We start from the raw sequence: 16,579 nt of genomic DNA, 5'->3' as shown, positions 1-16,579 counted from the left end.
GTCAAAGCCTGTTGCGCGCAACGATCGCTACGGCTCGCCGTAAATGGCGACGAACCCGGCGGGGGCGGATCTCGAAGGTTCGCGCAATGTCGTCAATCTCCATGGCATAACGTACGCGCAGCAAGAGAAAGAGCCGGGTCAGGGTTGGCATATGTTCAGCGCAGCGTGCGGTCATATCGGTTTTGTCGGAAGGCAAAGCAGATTGCTCGCGAGGCCATGCGGATCGGTCCTGCGACCGCTGCTTGGTTAGAAGATCATGCCGATCCGCTTGTTCCTGGTCATCGAGCCAGACAAATATAGTGCCTATGAGAGCCTCATCACTGCGACAACGCAGGCAGGCGAATATATGGCGCGCGAGGCGGACGATAAGTGCGTTCATGGTGGATATCCGTTGGGACGTTCTGGCCGAAACCGGCCACGATCATCCCCTGTCCATCCCCTCCCCTCTATGCCCGGAGGTCTGGATGGCGGCATCCCGCACTAGGTCAGTCGCGACATCGCTATGCAAATTTTCTTCAATTCGTCTCAATTGCTCGGCCCAATGGTTGCGTTTGCGTTGCAATTTCATGACATTGTGAGCGGGGCCGCAGAGGAGATATCAGGCGCGACCGATCTGCCCCGATGCGTCGCAAGGCTGGAGACAGTGCGCGATGATGAACAAACCACCCGTTCCGCCCGACATTGCGGTATTCAGGACAAGGCTTGCCAGCCTTACGGGTCGGCAACGACAATGCCTTGTCCTGGTGGCGCAGGGCTATTCCAGCAAGGAAATTGCTACGCGACTGGGCAATAGTTCCGGCCGTGTTGACAAGCATATATATGAAGCGCGCGGGAAGCTGGGCGGCATTGGTCGGCAGCAGGCGGCACGCCTCGTGGCTGCCTATGAAGCGGATCGCACCGAGACGTCTTCGGGGGCCCAAAAAATAGGCGCCCAATCTTTGGTTCTGCCATTCCCGGCTGCGTCTGGCCAATCTGATTCCACTGACGATCAAGTGGACGCAGATATTGCCGATGCCGATTTATTGGCCACGCAGCAGGAGGGCTACCATGGTTTGGTGCGCTTTCCCCTTATGGGCAATTTTCTGCCGTTCCGCACAAGCGGGAGGCCCGACAATGACCTGACTTCGAACATGACGTTGATCGCTCTTGCGATCATGGCGACGCTTGCTCTTGTGATGGCTGGATCGGCCGCTTCACTGCTCTCGGCGCTAGACGCCCTGGCTCGCCAATAAAACCAACATTTTTATGTTTTCCCTGTTCACCCGCTTTTGCGGGAAGGAGATTCTATGCGTATTAAACGACAGACCATCGCCAAATCGGTTGCCGAGCGGCTGTTTGCTGCCGAAGCTGCGCTCGATATTGCTGCTGCCCGGATTGCCGAACTCAACGCCTCGCTACCTCTGGCCCGTCTTGATGCCCGTTTTGCGGCCGCGATCGGCCAGGAGGCTATCGCGACATCTGCCGCTGCTGTCATGCTGATTGCGCAGACACGCGAGCAGATGGTCATAACCCACGCCCATCTCAAACGGGCCAGCGATGATGTTGGCCTGGGCGAAACCGCCTATGGCGACCTTTTCAAAGTTGTCTCGCATGATCAGCCTGCCCATCTGCGCGTCGTTTGACGCGCACGAGACGATTGACGCAATGCGGTCATCTGGGTTCAATCATGGTCATGACCCGGCAAATCGCGTTCCTGACCCTGCTCATTGTCAGCACCCTCTATGCCGCATCGCGGGGCGGCACGCCCGAAAGGATCGGCGCTGCAGCCCTGCTGGGCGCTGCCTGTCTGTCCGTAGGGCTTGTCGATCCGTTCGGCGACCGGTTCCATCATATCGAGATCGCCATTCTCCTGGTCGATTTTGCCTTATTGAGTGTGTTTATATGGCTTTCTCTACAAAGCACACGGTTCTGGCCGCTCTGGGTCGCGGCGATGCTAGGCGCAGAGGTAGCCGTGCATCTGATGCGGATCCTAATGCCGGCGATTGTACCGCGTGCCTATGTCGATGCGCTGGCGGTGTGGAGTTGGGTGGCACAAACCATGCTCATCAGCGCGACCTTTCGACATCGCAGCCGGATAAAACAGCGCGGTGTCGACAGGCCCTGGAAGAGCTGATCGCGCTCACCTGTCCGGCGCGCGCGCCCGAACTGGCGCAGCGGCTGGTCGACAGGTTCGGTTCTTTTGCGGCAACCCTCTCTGCGCGGCGCCAGGACCGTATGCGCCTTCTGGATGGCGCGCCATGTGTCGAGCGGACATTTGAGTGCCTGCAAAGGTCGATCCAGCATATTCTGCGCGGAAAACTCGCCGGTAAATCGATACTCTCGAACGAACAGGCACTGCTGGACTATCTGCGCGCCACCATGGCATTCGCGCCGGTCGAACAGTTGCGGGTGCTTTTCCTCAACGCCGTCAATGAGATATTGGCAGATGAGGTGCTGGCGACCGGCACCATCTCTCATGTCCACGCCTATCCACGTGAAATCATGAAGCGATGCGTCGAGATAGGCGCGACCGCAATTTTTCTCATTCATAACCATCCATCGGGCCAACCTCAGCCTTCACGGGCTGACCGGGCTTTCACCAGAAAGATTGTCGATGCCGCACGCTGCCTGGATGTCGCGGTCCATGATCATTTGGTCATCGCCCGTGCCGGACATGTGAGCTTCCGCCAGGCGGGGTATCTTTAGCCCCACGCCCCGCCGCGCCGCACAGCAGGCGTAGCCAGAAAGGCGGCAACCACTTCAGGCGAGCCACAATGATCAATGTGGCTGTCAAACATGGCCCGCACGTCCATGGGCCGAAGAGAGGAGCGAAGGGTCAGTATCCAAAAAAGGAGACATGACATGACGCAGATATATCCCCCCGACAGACGTATCGATATGTGCCGCAGGCTGGTGGCCATGCGGCGGACGATTGGTGAGGCTATTGGCTATCGTCTATGCCCGAGCCCTGTCTGGGACATGCTGCTCGATCTTTACCTGGCGCAATATGAGAAGCGGGAGGTCTATCTCTTCTCCCTGTATACGGCCGCCTCCGACATTCCGCAATCGACCGCCCACCGCAAGATCGCCGAGATGGAAAAACGGGGGTTGGTGACGCGGGACATTCCTCGTCCTGATGGGCGACGCGTCGCGATTTCGATGACGGCCCAAGGCCTTGCCATCGTCGACCATCTGCTCGATCGGATTATCGTATTATGGGAGGGCTAGAAATCATAAGTGCAACGCCCTTAAACCATTAGCTGGGCGATCATTGACGAGGGGTAGCCACGGAATGATCGATAGAGTGAATTTCTATAGATCATTTTATAGCAATATCGTGACCGGTAGAACGGGATGCAATCGTTCATGCTCTGGAATTGGCAAAGCTCCGACTGGCCGGCGTTTGACTATGCTACCGCATCTCTGATTGACGCAAATGAGCGCTCTTTTACCAATGCAAGAGTTATGAACCGATGGTCATCCACGAAAGCCATCGTCAACTACAGGCCGTCCTGTTGCACCGCGTACCGCGGCGCGGGGCGCTTTGAGGGTCGCAGCCTTCTGTTCGAGCGGCGCCATCAGTCCATCAACCGCTCGATCACGTCACCGGAAAAGCCAGTACCGACCTTCCCTGCATAACGCAGCTTGTCTTTCTCATGGACGCCAAGCAGCAGGGCGCGAAAGCCCCGCTGCTTGTCCGAAGGGGTCCAGCCGACGATGACGAACTCCTGGCGGCGGATACATTTGATCTTGACCCAGGAACCCGATCGCACCCCTATATAGCGCGCGTCAACGCGCTTCGAGATGACGCCTTCAAGCTATTTTTCCTGTGCAGATCCGGGCTCCGCCATCTTACGATGTTGTTCTGCCAGGACAGCAGCCGGCGTAACATGCGCAACGGCTGCCTGCAGCTTGTTCTTCCATCCCGACACGATATGCGCCTCGCCCTTCATCAGAGCATTCCAGCCGTCGCGCGCAACGTCGGCATCGCTTTTGCTCTCCGAAGCGCCGACACTGGTGTCGAGCATGTCTGCACGGTAGAAAAATTTCGTCTCGACAGGCCCTGGCATCAATGTCGTGACAGTCACGCCCTTGCTATCCTTGATTTCGTTCCGGATCGCATCGGCAAAGCTGTCCACGAACGCCTTACTGCCATTGTAGACAGCCTGGAAGCTGCCCGGGATGAAGCCTGCGATTGATCCTGTGATCAGGACTTTACCCTCGTCACGTGCAACCATCGCCTTCAGGATGTGCTGGAGCAGATACAGCGTGCCGGTGATGTTCGTGTCTACCACCCGCCGCCAATCGCTCACATCCTGGTCGAGAAAAGCGTGACCCAGGCCGCGCCCGGCATTGGCGCATAGCAGATCGACCTGCCGGCCATCGGCCGCGGCGAGGAGCGTGTCCACGCCTTGCAATGTCGACAGATCGGCCTCGACCGCAATAACCTCGACGCCATGCCCCTTGAATTCCTGCGCGGCGGCATCAATCAACGGTTCGTCAGCCACGACCAACAAGTCATACCCATTTTCCGCGGCGATGGAGGCGAGTTCGAAGCCAATGCCGGTGGAGGCGCCGGTGACAATCGCGAATTTATTGGCCATATACGTCTCTCCTATTGCGCAGCGACGGGAAGACCGGGCTTCAGCACGATCTTGGTCACTTCATTCTGATTGTCGTGGAACATCTTGTAGCCCTTGGGCGCATCTTCCAGGCCCATGCGATGCGATATCAGGAAGGTCGTATCGATCTTGCCCTCCAGAATCGCATTGAGCAGAGCGGGCATATAATGTTGTACGCTCGTCTGGCCGGTCTTGAGGGTCAGCCCCTTCTCCATGAAGGCGCCCAACGGAAACTTGTCCACGAAACCGCCATAGACGGCTGGCATCGACACCCGCCCGCCCTTGCGACAGGCATGGATCGCTTGCCGGATCGAATGGGTGCGATCGGTCCCAAGGAATAGCGACGCCTTGATCTGATCGACCACATTGTCGACAAAGAAGCCATGGGCTTCAAGGCCCACCGCGTCGATCACCGCATCAGGCCCGATGCCGCCGGTCATCTCCATCAACGCTTCGTAAGTCTTCGATTCCTCGAAGTTGATCGTCTCGGCCCCGAATTTTTTGGCCAGTTCAAGGCGATGCGGAAAATGGTCGATTGCGATGACGCGGTGCGCGCCCATCAGGAAAGCGGACTGGACCGCGAACAGCCCGACCGGACCGCAGCCCCATACCGCCACCGTATCGCCCGGTTCGATGTCCGCATTCTCCGCCGCCTGCCATCCGGTGGGCAGGATGTCCGACAGGAACAGAACCTCATCATCATCCAGCCCGTCAGGCACCACGATCGGCCCCACATCGCTAAATGGTACGCGGACATATTCCGCCTGACCGCCTGCATAGCCGCCGGTCAGATGGCTGTAACCGAACAGGCCCGACATGGGCTGACCGTACATTTCCTGGCCGATGTCCTGATTGTCGGCCGGATTGCCATTGTCGCAGGCGGAATATTGATGCTTGCCGCAATGATAGCAACTGCCGCAGGCGATGGTGAAGGGCACCACGACCCGCTGCCCCTTTAACAATGTGGATTTGGGACCGGTTTCGACCACTTCGCCCATGAATTCATGGCCAAGTATGTCGCCCGCCTGCATGGTCGGGATATAACCGTCGTAAAGATGCAGGTCGGACCCGCAGATCGCCGTCGACGTGATCCTGATGATCGCATCGCGCGGGTTGAGGATTTCGGGATCTTCCACGGTATCGACGCGGACGTCATGCTTGCCGTGCCATGTCAGCGCGCGCATCAGACTTTCTCCTCGTCACGTTGCTTTTGGGTCCAAGCTGCGGTCGCAACCTCGCCCGTTTCCATCAATTGCTTGAAACGGCGCAGATCGCGTCGCGCCTGGATGGCGGGTTCGCGCTGGAAGAGCTTGGCGATCACCTTGCCCACCACGCCTGCGGGCGGATCATACGCGATGGTCGCCGTGACGATGGTGCCACGCGCGCCCGCATCGCGAAATTCGATGCGGCCGCTATTGGGGACATCGGCGCCTTCGGCAGAGGTCCAGGCGATCCATTCGCCAGCCTTCTCCTCCGTGATGGTCGCGTCCCATTCCACGGTGCGTCCAGCCGGCGCCTTCACCACCCAATGCGATGTCGTGTCCGACAATATATCGATCCGTTCGACATTATCCATGAACGAGGGCAGATTGGAAAAATCGCGCCAATAGGCGAAGAGTTCGTCGCGAGGACGGTTGATCGTGACCGAGCGCCCGATCAGATCATCACCCTTTGATTGGGTCACGGCCGCGATTCCGTTTGCGCGTTCTTCTTTCAATTTCGATGTCGTCGGTGGGGCATCGTCTGTCGCCATCGTCATGGGCATTCTCCAGCCATTCTTATGATGTCCACGTGGAGCAGTCCGATCGTTCGGAGGCTGCGTCTCGGTATGAGCGGACAACGCCTGAATGTCGGATGGGTCCAATTGTCTGTTGGAAAATCTGTCTGATCGACATTAGTTTGGGTGGATTGGACGTGACGCTGTGGCAGGCCCGGCCCCTTCCATCAAAATTAGATCATGTGGTGCGATTTCCGGCATGAACCATCACAAATGGTTCGAACCACAAGTCCGTCAGGCGCGCCCAAGCTTCGCTTTCATCTCATCGATCTGACGCGATGCATCTGCTTTCGTCAGATCTCCGGTTGGCAGTTCCACACCCGCTTCTTCGCATAAGGTCGCTAGATAGGACGCCTGCGCGCCGGTGATGGGTTCGTTGCCCGACACCCAATCTGCTGGATCTTTCTCAGCGTTCGAAGCCGGGTGCTCATCGAGTTTGGGATTATGGAAACGGTCGGTCATGACAGCCTCATTGTTCTTGATATGTTCCACCGATAACGGTCCATGCGGCTTGTGGTTCCTACAATAAAGGGGGGAGCCAGAATGCAACCGATCGCCCGATCAGCGCTTCATACCAAGGCCGGGCATCGCTTCCGGCCACTGCGTTGCGGAAGGATCAAGAACATGCCTGGAAACGAAAATGGTTTCGACCCTGAAAAGGGCCGATCGGACGGGTTGCCACGACGCGGGCCTGCAGGCGATGTCCGACCCAATGGCGATGATCCCGATCCACGAACACGCGGCGGCAAGTCGCAGGAGGATGTCGAGGACCGCCCCTCTGTCGGCACCGTGAAACCGGAAGATTATCCAGAGACTGATCGGGCCGATTCCAAGCCTTGATGAAAGGATCACCATGAGCACCACATTGACAGGCACATTCGATAGACGGGACCAGGCGGACATGGCCGTGGAACGACTGGTCCAGGAAATTGGCATTGAGCGAACCGATATTTTCGTGACTGCATCCGGACCGGACAACAGCGCAGGCAATCGGATTGGAGGCGCAGATAGCGAGACGTTCGATCAGGACGAAAGGGATGATGTTCCTCTTGCTGGCGGCATCATGGTTTCGATCGATTTGCAGGATGACGCGAAGGTCGAAGTCGTTACGGCCGCTTTGGAAGAATTTGGGGCGCAACTATGATTGGTATTTTGGCGACGCGATCTAGGTTGAATGGCAGATATTTCGGGTGAAGGCGCTACTGGTCCATAGCCCCAATGCGGGAACAAAGCCCGAGCCGATCCGGTCGCTCATCGGTCAATTGGAAGAGGCCGGCTTCGCCATCCGCTACTGTGAACATGGCCGGGACGATATTCGATCCGGAATGAGTGGCATGGAAATGGCGATTGCCGCCGGCGGTGATGGAACCGTAGCTTCGGTCGCCATCGAGATGCCCGACCGGTCTGTACCGATTGCGATCCTGCCGATGGGCGGGTCCAATAATGTCGCAAGGGCGCTGGGCATTCGTCAATCGGTCGAAGCCGTCATTGGTGGTCTCTACAATGCGCGCGAAAAGAGGCTGACCGTAGGCAGCGTCACCGGGCTCTTCGGGCGGAAAGGCTTTCTGGAAGCGGTAGGTCTTGGCGCGCTCAATCAATCTATCGAACTTGTCGATGAATCGCCCGACACCCCGGAGGAGAAGCGCGAAAACGGCCGCGCAGCATTTCGGGAGACGTTGCGCACGGCCAAGCCGATCGCGTGCGTCGTTGATATCGATGGACGCCGTTTCGACGGGCCATGGCTGCTTGTAGAAATTCTCAACATCGGCGCGATCGGCCCACGGCTCCCGTTCGCGCCAAGGGCGGACACACAGGATAAGCTGCTCGACATCCTGCTCGTTGGCGAGGCCGATCGTGACGCCATGGTGGGATGGGCCGAACATTTCTCCGGCCCGCCACCGGCCCGCCTGGAAACAGGTTGCGTCGTCACGCTTCAGGCCAGCGGGCTGTGCCCCCGGATCGACGATCGCCCCATCGACATGCCTGACGACGCATGGACGGTCGAAATACGGCTGGATGACGAGCCGGTGACGATATTGGTGCCTGGCAGTATGACGGGACATGACGATGACAGTTGCTGAGCCGATGCCAACACCGGATTTACTTGCCCGCATGGAAGCTGTTGCGGTGGAACTGGCCACGATCGGCGGCCGGGAAATCCTGGCTGCGCTGGGCAGCCTAATGGCCGTGCAATATAAGGGGGATGATAACGCCATTGCCTTGATGCGCGATCCGGTAAGCGAAGTCGACAGCCGGGTCGAAGCGATCATCCGCAGCCATCTGGCAGATCATTTCCCCGAGCATGGCATCATCGGCGAAGAAATGGCTGTCCAGGCGGGACTGGGCAGCGATTTTGTCTGGGCGGTTGATCCGATCGATGGGACAAGCAACTTCATCAACGGCTTCCCGCTATTCGCGTCATCCGTGGGCGTGCTCTACCGCGGTGTTCCCGTCGTCGGCGCATTATGGTGCAGCACAAGCCATTTGCTTACGCCTGGTGTCTATCATAGCGGCGGCGCCGAGGGTTTGCGTTTTGAGGGCGAACAAGTCTCACGCATGCCCAACCCTGCCGTTCGCAAACGGCTCGCGGGTGATCCGCATGGTCAGTCTGGTATCGGGCCGTGGGATGGGCGCAAGACAGGATCGGCCGCAATCGAATGTGCGTTCGTGGCGGCAGGCCTTCTACAAGTCGCCAGGTTCGCGACACCCAACATCTGGGATGTTGCCGGGGGAATAGCCCTTGCGCACGCATCTGGCGCTTCGGTGTTTCAGAAGGAAGATGGAAATTGGTCGCCATTCGCCAGCTTTGGCGAACAAGTGGCGCAGATGGAGCAATGGCGTCGTCCATTGATCCTTGGGACGCCTGAGGATGCCGCGCGCATGACCGACATCCAGCGCGTTGACGCACAAGATCGAAGCGGCCGGATATAGCGATCCGTCAATGCGCGTCGATCATTTTTCGGGTCATGCCGCCATCGACGGTGATTTGCTGGCCCGTGATGAAGCCCGCACCTTCGGACGCCAGAAACAGGACGGTAGCCGCAATGTCGGACGGTTCGCTGACCCGGCCTACCGGATGCTGTTCCCGATCGATCGGGCGATGCTCGACCGCTTCGCGCACCTGTGCTTTGGCCCAGGGGCGGGTTTCTATCCAGCCGCGCAAAATGGCGTTGACGCGGATGTCGGGGCCAAGGCTGATCGCCAGCGCATGGGTCAGGGCGCAGAGCGCACCCTTGGCCGCAGCATAGGCCTCCGTATCGGGTTCCGACTGGATCGCGCGGATCGACGCCATGATGACGATCGCCCCTTTACGCTGGCGCAGGATCGGCACAGCGGCGCGCACCATCAGAAAAGCGCCGGTCACATGGCTGTCCTGCCACGCCTGCCATTTCTTAAGCTCCAGTTTTTCGATCGGACCGCTGACCGGATCGGCAAGACCTGCATTGGATACGAGCAGATCGATGCCCTCGACCTCTTCCGTCGCCTTATTCCAGGCTGCAATCTTATCGAACGCCATTTCCACGTCGCGCTCGCTGGTGACGTCGGCCCGGATCGCCATAAGCTTGTTGGTCGGCATCTCGTCGGAAAGGTCGCGGACCGCTTCGGCATCCTGGTCCAACACCGCTACTTTCCAGCTCTGCGTCAACAGGGCCTGTGTAATGCCTTTGCCGATGCCCTGAGCACCGCCTGTGACGAGCGCTATCTTCATATGGCTTCCGCTTTCTCGATGGCCCGACAATGCTAGTGCTGCGGGTCAGGCTGATCGACTCAATGCCGGAGCGTTAGTTCCGCAATGCGCCAATGCTTTCGAGCAGGTCAATCACCCTTGCGAGCTGATCAGCCTCATCGGTCTGCGCCTTCAAAAGCCAACGGCCGTCTTTTTCGAACAGCCCTGCACATTTGCTCATGTCGCGACCCGTTTCGCGCGGCGTCAGCGCCATCGCGGCCGGGCCTGCATCGACGCGTGCAATCCCGGCCGCCCGCGCGAGAATAGCAATCCTATTGGCATCGATCAGACGTTCGGCAGCGGGAGGCAGCGGACCGAACCTATCCGCCAGTTCCTCCTCCAAAGCGCTGAGCCCAGTCTCATCAACAAGCCGCCAAAGCCTGACATAGAGGCCCAGGCGGATGTCGGCGTCGGGTATCCAGTCCGATGGCAAGCCGCCCGCGCTGCCCAGATTGAGTTCAGGCGTCCACAGTCCGGCGTCCTCCCCCCGCGCCTCTTTCAACGCTGCTTCGAACAGATGTTGATAGAGGTCGATGCCGATCAGCTTCATATGACCGGCCTGCGTATCGGCCAGCGGATCGCCAGCGCCCCGTTGATCAAGATCGGCGGCGCTGATCGCGAAGCCCGCACCCAGCCGGTCGTAGGTCGCCAGCGTGCGCAGCCGCTTCATGGTGCGTTCGGCAATCTCTCCCGCTTCGGTCAGCAGAATGACCTGACCCCGGCGATTGCCGCGGCCCACCCGCCCGCGCAACTGATGAAGCTGAGCGAGGCCAAAGCGGTCGGCGCGCCAGACGATCATCGTGTTGGCGCGCGGCACGTCCAGTCCTGCCTCGATGATATTGGTCGCGAGCAGAACATCGCCTTCGCCACCGCCAAAGCGGACCATGGCGTCGTCGATGGCGACCACCGGCATCTTGCCATGCGCTTCGATCAGCGCGAGGTCCGGTACGATCCGCGCCAGCCGTTCGGCCAGAGGCGCGAGATCCTCGATACGGGGCACGACGACAAAGCTTTGTCCGCCGCGCGACCGCTCACGCAAAAGCGCCGTCCTGATCATCGCATCGTCGGGGCTGGCAAGGCTCGTCCGGATCGGCTGGCGACGGGCGGGCGGCGTTGCGATCACCGACAGCTGTTGCAGCCCGATCATCGCGCGGTGCAACGTCCTGGGGATCGGTGTCGCGCTCATCGCCAGCAGGTGAAGGTCGGTACGTCCCCGCAGCCTTGCCTTATCGGCCGCGCCGAAGCGCTGTTCTTCGTCGATGATGACAAGCCCCAATTGGGCATAGCGTACATCCTTCGCCATCACCGCAGCCGTGCCGATGACGATGCCGATTGACCCGTCGGCCAGCCCGGCCTTCGCCGCTTTCTTCTCCGCCGCACTCGAAAGGCGCGACAGGCCAGCGACGACCACGCCCGTATCGGCAAAGCGGCGCTGGAACATCTCGATATGTTGCCTAACGAGAACCGTCGTGGGCGCGGCCAAAATGACTTGATAGCCTGCAAGGGCGGCAAGCGCGGCGGCACGCAGGGCGACCTCCGTCTTGCCATAGCCCACATCGCCGATCACCAGGCGATCCATCGGCCGTCCGCTGGCCAGGTCGTCCCTTACCGCCTGGATCGCCCGCGCCTGATCCGCCGTTTCGTTGAAAGGGAAGCTGGCGACAAATCGTTCATAAGCCGCGCTATCGGGTTCGATGATCGCGGCTTTGACATCGGCCCTCTCCTGCGCCAATCGAAGGAGGTCGCGGGCGCTCTGCGCCACCGCCTCGTCAATCGCCCCGCGCCGCTTTTCCCAGGTCGATCCGTCCAGCTTGTCAAGCCGCACCGCATCGCCATCGGCGCCATAACGCCATAACAGGCCCGCCTCCTGGCAGGGAACGAGCCGCCGGGCATCATTGGCATATTCAAGCGCGATCAGTTCTGCGTCGCCATCGCCGGGAGCCGACACAAGGCCCAGCACGCGCGCGACGCCATGATCCTCATGCACGACGAGATCGCCTGCACGAATGTCGCCGCCCGCCTGGGCAAGCCCGGCGGCAACGCTGCCCTGCGTCGCGCCAATCAACGCCCGGCTACCCAGAAGATCGGCGGCCGCAATCATCACGAGCTTCGTGCCAACAGCCCCCCGATCGATCGGCGCAATCAGCGCAGCTATCGCGCCCGGCGCAAGCGTATCGACGGCCGCAATCGCGTCGATGGCCTCGACCTTAGCCTTGAACGTCTTGGCGATCTTGGGCCGGAGGAAACGGACATCCCTCTCCCTGCCAACCAGGAGCGCGCGCTTCCCCTCCTGCACATGCGGTGCCGCAAAGCGCTTCAGTGCCGATAGGGGTGAGCGCTGCTCCGCAAAGCGGGGAATGGGCGATATGGCGAAATCCGCCGGATCGCCTGAACGCCAGGCTGCAAGATCCTTCGCCCATAGTGACTGGGATGCGGCATCGATCGCCGAACCCGAATTGCCGGCGGCGTCAGTGGCCAGGCGAATGAAACGCGCGCGACGCTGCTCGGCCTTTGCCGAAACATAAAGCCGCCCCGGCCGCAGATGGGCGAGGATGGTAACTTTCCGCTCAGGCTCCGGTTCGGCAGCCCGGCCGATCTCCAGCAACTTGCACGGCGCCTGCGTGCGCTGCGTGATCGGATCATAGCGGCGGATACCGATGACGCGCCCATCGGCGACATCGATCCGGGCCGGCAGCCCGGCATCGGCCGGAAAAATGTCGATGACCTCCCCGCGGACCGCCACCTCGCCTGGTTCATCGACACGATCGTCGGCGACATAACCAAGCCTCTCCATGTCAGCGGCGAAATTGGTCGGATCGATCGGTTCGCCAACGCGCAGGCTGGGCGGCGCGGCGTCGAAGGCGGCGGGGTCTGCATAAAGCCGCGCAGCCCCTTCACCGCTCGTGATAGTGGCAAGAGGACGGCGCTTGGATCCCGCCGCCAGCCGTCGAAGGTGCCGCAGGGCAGCGACCCGTTTCCCGATGTTCGAGGGCGACGCAGGCGCGCTGTCGCCGGGCAAGATGTCGCTCGACGGCAGGAAGACGACATGATGCTCAGGCGCAAGGAACGTGAGCGCGCTGGCCACCGCTTCGGCGTCCTGCTCGTCATCGGCCAGATAGAGCAGATCGCCAGCGCCCAGGGCGTCAAGCAGCATGAGTGCGGTCTCACCAATCCCTTGGGAAACGCTCATTTGCCCACCAGGACGCGAAAATCGACCTGGTCAGGCCTGACAGTAAAACAGCTCAAAAGCCTTCTTCGCCCTGATGATCGCCATGGCCTGTCGCGCGCAATTCCGCCCGGTCGCGATCTGCGCGCGCACGCGCGGTCGCGATCATCGTCCGTTCTTTCTTGGATGGGGGATCGTTGGATGTCGGCGCGGCCTGCTCATAGAGGCCGCCCGTCGCTGCTGGCCGTTGATCCGCTTCCGGTTCCTGGCCCTTTCTCTTTTCTTCCACCGTGGCTCTCCTACAGGTGGGCAGCTAACGGCGTGACGATGTCTTGGGTTCCACCAACGGCAAAAAGTCCGGTTCAAAATGAAAAACCGGAAGACGCGCGCTAAGGCGGCCGCTTAAGGATCAGATTGGCCGGTCGCTGATCGGTTGCCTAGTTTGTCACCTTCATCGATCATCTCACGAACCTTGCTGACGATGGCCTCGATTCCGAAGGGTTTGGTGATCACGTGCATATCATGCTCCAGCAATCCGTTGCCGATGATGGCATTCTCCGCATAACCAGTGATGAACAAAATCTTGAGTTTGGGACGTCCAACTCGGCCGGCGTCTGCGACCTGACGGCCATTCATTCCGCCGGGCAAGCCCACATCCGTGATGAGAAGGTCGATGCGCAGATCAGACTGAAGCACCTTTAGGCCGCTGGGACCATCCGCAGCTTCAATGACGTGATATCCCCCGTCGGCAAGGACATCGACGATGAGCGAGCGAACGGAAGCCTCGTCATCGATGACCAGCACGGTCTCCCCGTGCCCCCCAGCATCAAGCTGCGTCGGCCGCAACTCCTGTTCGATCTCAGTTACCGGTCCCATATGCCTTGGAATGTAGAGGCACATGGTCGTGCCTCCGCCGACCTCCGAATAAATCCGTACCTGCCCGCCCGATTGCCGCACAAAGCCATAGATCATCGAGAGGCCAAGGCCCGTGCCTTCGCCCAGCGGCTTGGTCGTGAAGAACGGATCAAAAGCGCGGGCGATCACGTCGGGCGTCATGCCCGTTCCGGTGTCACTCACGCATAGCGACACATATTGACCAGGGGGTAGCTCGCGTTCGCGCGCCATGCGGTTGTCTAGCCACTTATTGGCTGTTTCGATTGTCAAGCGTCCGCCATCCGGCATCGCGTCTCGCGCATTGATGCAAAGGTTCAAAAGCGCATTTTCAAGCTGGTAGCGATCGACCAACGTCATCCACAACCCGCCCGATCCAACCACTTCGATCTCTATGGAGGGCCCGACGGTACGGCGTATGAGGTCTTCCAAGCCAGAAACTAGCCGGTTTATATTGACGGCTGTGGGATCCAATGTCTGTCGCCGGGAAAAGGCAAGCAGTCGCTGCGTCAACGCGGCAGCCCGCTTTGCCGCGCCCTGCGCGGTTTCGAGATGGCGACCGATAGCCTCCATACGACCCTGGGAAATACGCAGTTCCAGCAATTCCAGGTTGCCGAGAACCCCGGCCAGCAGATTGTTGAAATCATGCGCGATGCCACCGGTTAACTGCCCCACCGCCTCCATCTTCTGGCTTTGGCGCAAAGCCTCCTCTGTGGCGATAAGGGCATCGGCCGCTTCGGTCTCCGCGGTGATATCGCGGCCGAACAGATAGAGCATCCCGGCCTCTGGAACGGTGGTCCAGGCGAAGCGTCGGTGGCTGCCATCCTTTGCGCGAAAGACGCTTTGTGACTCGACGACAGCAGCGTTGGATTCGGAGAGTTTCGCCAACCGCTGCTGCGCGGCTTCTTGCTCCTGCGCTACAAACTCCAAAATATTGCGGCCGACCGTATCGGCTTCGCTCCACCCCAGCGTCTTCGTCCAGGATGGATTGACGGCATTGATAATGCCTTGGGTCGTCGCCACCACCTTGACGATCGGAGAGAGCGCCCAAATCCGCTTTCGGTCGCGGGCGAGTTGGCGCTCTCGGGTTATATCGCGCGCCACGGCGTGGATGCGGCCCGCGTCTGGCACAGCGTTCCAATCGAGCAATCGATAGCTGCCGTCCTGGCAGCGATAGCGGTTCTCGAACAAAAGGGTCGTAACGCCCTGAGCCAGCTTTTCAACTTCCTTGGCTGTGGCAGATAAATCGTCGGGATGGACGAAATCGGCCAGGACCTGTCCAACCATCTCATCCTCTCGCCACCCCAGAAGGCGGGTCGCAGATGGGTTCACCAAGCGAATGACGCCATCAAAGTCGCAAACCAGCATCAGGTCCTGACTAAGCGACCACAGCCGATCGCGGTCCCGTCGCTGGGCAGACACGGCATCGATGGTGGCAAGCGCCCCCGCAATCTGCGCGGCAATAAGGTTGGCGAAATCACGAGTTGCTTCGTCGAGCAGGCGGTAGGGATTCAATCCCAGAACAAGTGCACCGACGGCTTGCGCTTCGCCAGGCTGCTCGATAGCTACGATCAACGCATCGCGCGGCGGTATCTCCCACGGTCCGGTCGGCAACTTCGAAAAAGCGCCACCCAGCGCTTCCACGGCCTGTTTTTCGCCTCTTTGAATCGCAGCAACTGGCCAATCCGCAGCGTCTCCAGTGCCGGGATCAAGGCTTTCAGGCAAGTCGAACAGCTGTAGGTTCGCGAACGGAAAGTCCCGGCTCTCGCTGCCAAAATGGCCTCGCACTGCTTCGATCACGTCAGACCGACTTTTCGATCGGAGCAACGCGGCGGCCAGATCATTCAATTGCTTGATGCGCCGTTCACTGATGACCCTGTCCGTCTCCTCGCGAACGACGCACATCAGGCCTTCGACAGCACCCCCGCGACCCATCAGAGGACTGTAAGAGAATGTGTGATACGTCTCTTCGGGATAGCCGTTACGCTCAAGGAGCAGAAGCAACTGTTCGTCCCAGGTCGCAACGCCATCTCGCATGACCGAGACGATGCGATCCTTGACGTCCTCAAAGACCTCCTTCCATACCTGCGACATGGGCCGACCCAGCGCTGTGGGATGTTTGAAGCCCAAAGTAGGAATATAGGCGTCATTGTAGAAGAAGTTGAGGTCTTCTCCCCAACCAAGCCACATCTCAAACCGAGACAGGAGCATGAGCCGTAGCGACGCCTTGAGTTCTTCGGGCCATCGATCAGGCGGACCTAAGTTCGATGCCTTCCAATCATGCGCTCGCATGATTGCACTCATCTGGGAATCGCCAGGGAACACGTCAGGCCAGTCGTTTGTCACATCCCCCCCTTACAACCGCTTGGTCAGCATTACGGCGAAGCCGTAATGTTTTTAATCGTCCTCGGTTCCGT

19 protein-coding genes are annotated in these 16,579 nt (G+C 59.8%); 9 read left to right on the top strand and 10 right to left on the bottom strand.

Features of this window, described 5'->3' with window-relative positions:
- Position 1: 1 nt before the first annotated feature.
- A complete protein-coding gene (locus SPBM01_RS13540) occupies positions 2-379 on the bottom strand; it encodes a sigma factor-like helix-turn-helix DNA-binding protein (RefSeq protein ID WP_086486041.1) in 378 nt (125 codons plus the stop codon).
- 271 nt (positions 380-650) lie between these two features.
- On the opposite strand from SPBM01_RS13540, the gene SPBM01_RS13535 reads away from it, so the two are divergent.
- From SPBM01_RS13535 to SPBM01_RS13515, 5 genes are all read left to right on the top strand, one after another.
- Entirely contained in the window at positions 651-1,232 is a 582-nt protein-coding gene (locus SPBM01_RS13535; RefSeq protein ID WP_188062287.1) for a helix-turn-helix domain-containing protein, read from the top strand.
- Positions 1,233-1,286: 54 nt separating this feature from the next.
- Positions 1,287-1,622, top strand: a complete 336-nt coding sequence (locus SPBM01_RS13530; protein WP_188062286.1) for a hypothetical protein — start codon at positions 1,287-1,289, stop codon at positions 1,620-1,622.
- Positions 1,623-1,666: 44 nt separating this feature from the next.
- Positions 1,667-2,113, top strand: a complete 447-nt coding sequence (locus SPBM01_RS13525; RefSeq protein WP_262504167.1) for a hypothetical protein — start codon at positions 1,667-1,669, stop codon at positions 2,111-2,113.
- Positions 2,023-2,685 carry a RadC family protein gene (locus SPBM01_RS13520; protein ID WP_188062284.1) on the top strand — a complete coding sequence of 221 codons (663 nt, stop codon included), beginning with the start codon at positions 2,023-2,025 and terminating at the stop codon, positions 2,683-2,685. Before SPBM01_RS13525 ends, SPBM01_RS13520 begins: the two co-directional genes overlap by 91 nt.
- Before the next feature lie 156 nt (positions 2,686-2,841).
- On the top strand, positions 2,842-3,207 hold the full coding sequence (locus tag SPBM01_RS13515; protein ID WP_188062283.1) for a MarR family transcriptional regulator: 366 nt from the start codon (positions 2,842-2,844) through the stop codon (positions 3,205-3,207).
- A gap of 350 nt (positions 3,208-3,557) precedes the next feature.
- Here SPBM01_RS13515 and SPBM01_RS22160 read toward each other — a convergent pair whose 3' ends face one another.
- The 5 genes from SPBM01_RS22160 to SPBM01_RS13490 all read right to left on the bottom strand — a co-directional run bounded on the left by SPBM01_RS22160 (position 3,558) and on the right by SPBM01_RS13490 (position 6,840).
- Complete coding sequence (locus SPBM01_RS22160) at positions 3,558-3,752, bottom strand: hypothetical protein (RefSeq protein WP_410482999.1); 195 nt, start codon at positions 3,750-3,752, stop codon at positions 3,558-3,560.
- A gap of 45 nt (positions 3,753-3,797) precedes the next feature.
- Entirely contained in the window at positions 3,798-4,583 is a 786-nt protein-coding gene (locus SPBM01_RS13505; protein ID WP_188062282.1) for an SDR family NAD(P)-dependent oxidoreductase, read from the bottom strand.
- A gap of 11 nt (positions 4,584-4,594) precedes the next feature.
- A complete protein-coding gene (locus SPBM01_RS13500; protein WP_188062281.1) occupies positions 4,595-5,785 on the bottom strand; it encodes a zinc-dependent alcohol dehydrogenase in 1,191 nt (396 codons plus the stop codon).
- Positions 5,785-6,360, bottom strand: coding sequence for an SRPBCC family protein (locus SPBM01_RS13495; protein WP_188062280.1), 576 nt, complete (start codon positions 6,358-6,360; stop codon positions 5,785-5,787). Before SPBM01_RS13495 ends, SPBM01_RS13500 begins: the two co-directional genes overlap by 1 nt.
- Positions 6,361-6,612: 252 nt before the next feature.
- Entirely contained in the window at positions 6,613-6,840 is a 228-nt protein-coding gene (locus SPBM01_RS13490; protein WP_188062279.1) for a DUF3072 domain-containing protein, read from the bottom strand.
- Between the two features lie 162 nt (positions 6,841-7,002).
- Between SPBM01_RS13490 and SPBM01_RS13485 the strand changes: the two genes are divergently transcribed.
- Genes SPBM01_RS13485 through SPBM01_RS13470 form a run of 4 tightly spaced genes read left to right on the top strand, consistent with a single transcriptional unit; the run spans position 7,003 to position 9,309 of the window.
- Complete coding sequence (locus SPBM01_RS13485; protein WP_188062278.1) at positions 7,003-7,218, top strand: hypothetical protein; 216 nt, start codon at positions 7,003-7,005, stop codon at positions 7,216-7,218.
- Between the two features lie 13 nt (positions 7,219-7,231).
- Positions 7,232-7,522: a hypothetical protein gene (locus SPBM01_RS13480; RefSeq protein ID WP_188062277.1), complete on the top strand. Its 291-nt coding sequence runs from the start codon at positions 7,232-7,234 to the stop codon at positions 7,520-7,522.
- Between the two features lie 46 nt (positions 7,523-7,568).
- The gene (locus tag SPBM01_RS13475) at positions 7,569-8,459 is read left to right on the top strand and encodes a diacylglycerol/lipid kinase family protein (RefSeq protein WP_188062276.1); all 891 of its coding nucleotides are present in this window, start codon (positions 7,569-7,571) and stop codon (positions 8,457-8,459) included.
- Positions 8,440-9,309 carry an inositol monophosphatase family protein gene (locus SPBM01_RS13470; RefSeq protein ID WP_188062275.1) on the top strand — a complete coding sequence of 290 codons (870 nt, stop codon included), beginning with the start codon at positions 8,440-8,442 and terminating at the stop codon, positions 9,307-9,309. Before SPBM01_RS13475 ends, SPBM01_RS13470 begins: the two co-directional genes overlap by 20 nt.
- Positions 9,310-9,316: 7 nt before the next feature.
- Here the strand turns inward: SPBM01_RS13470 and SPBM01_RS13465 are convergent, their stop codons facing one another.
- The 4 genes from SPBM01_RS13465 to SPBM01_RS13450 form a co-directional block, all read right to left on the bottom strand.
- Entirely contained in the window at positions 9,317-10,087 is a 771-nt protein-coding gene (locus SPBM01_RS13465; protein ID WP_188062274.1) for an SDR family oxidoreductase, read from the bottom strand.
- Positions 10,088-10,160: 73 nt separating this feature from the next.
- Positions 10,161-13,259 carry a DEAD/DEAH box helicase gene (locus SPBM01_RS13460; protein ID WP_188062273.1) on the bottom strand — a complete coding sequence of 1,033 codons (3,099 nt, stop codon included), beginning with the start codon at positions 13,257-13,259 and terminating at the stop codon, positions 10,161-10,163.
- A gap of 88 nt (positions 13,260-13,347) precedes the next feature.
- Positions 13,348-13,560 carry a hypothetical protein gene (locus SPBM01_RS13455; protein WP_188062272.1) on the bottom strand — a complete coding sequence of 71 codons (213 nt, stop codon included), beginning with the start codon at positions 13,558-13,560 and terminating at the stop codon, positions 13,348-13,350.
- Between the two features lie 113 nt (positions 13,561-13,673).
- Positions 13,674-16,508 (bottom strand): PAS domain S-box protein, encoded by a 2,835-nt coding sequence (locus SPBM01_RS13450; protein ID WP_316724042.1) that lies wholly within the window; start codon positions 16,506-16,508, stop codon positions 13,674-13,676.
- Between the last annotated feature and the right edge of the window lie 71 nt (positions 16,509-16,579).

This window comes from Sphingobium sp. KCTC 72723, from assembly GCF_014280435.1.
In the GTDB taxonomy this organism is placed as follows: Bacteria; Pseudomonadota; Alphaproteobacteria; order Sphingomonadales; family Sphingomonadaceae; genus Sphingobium.
This window is presented reverse-complemented; position numbering and strand designations above follow the sequence as displayed.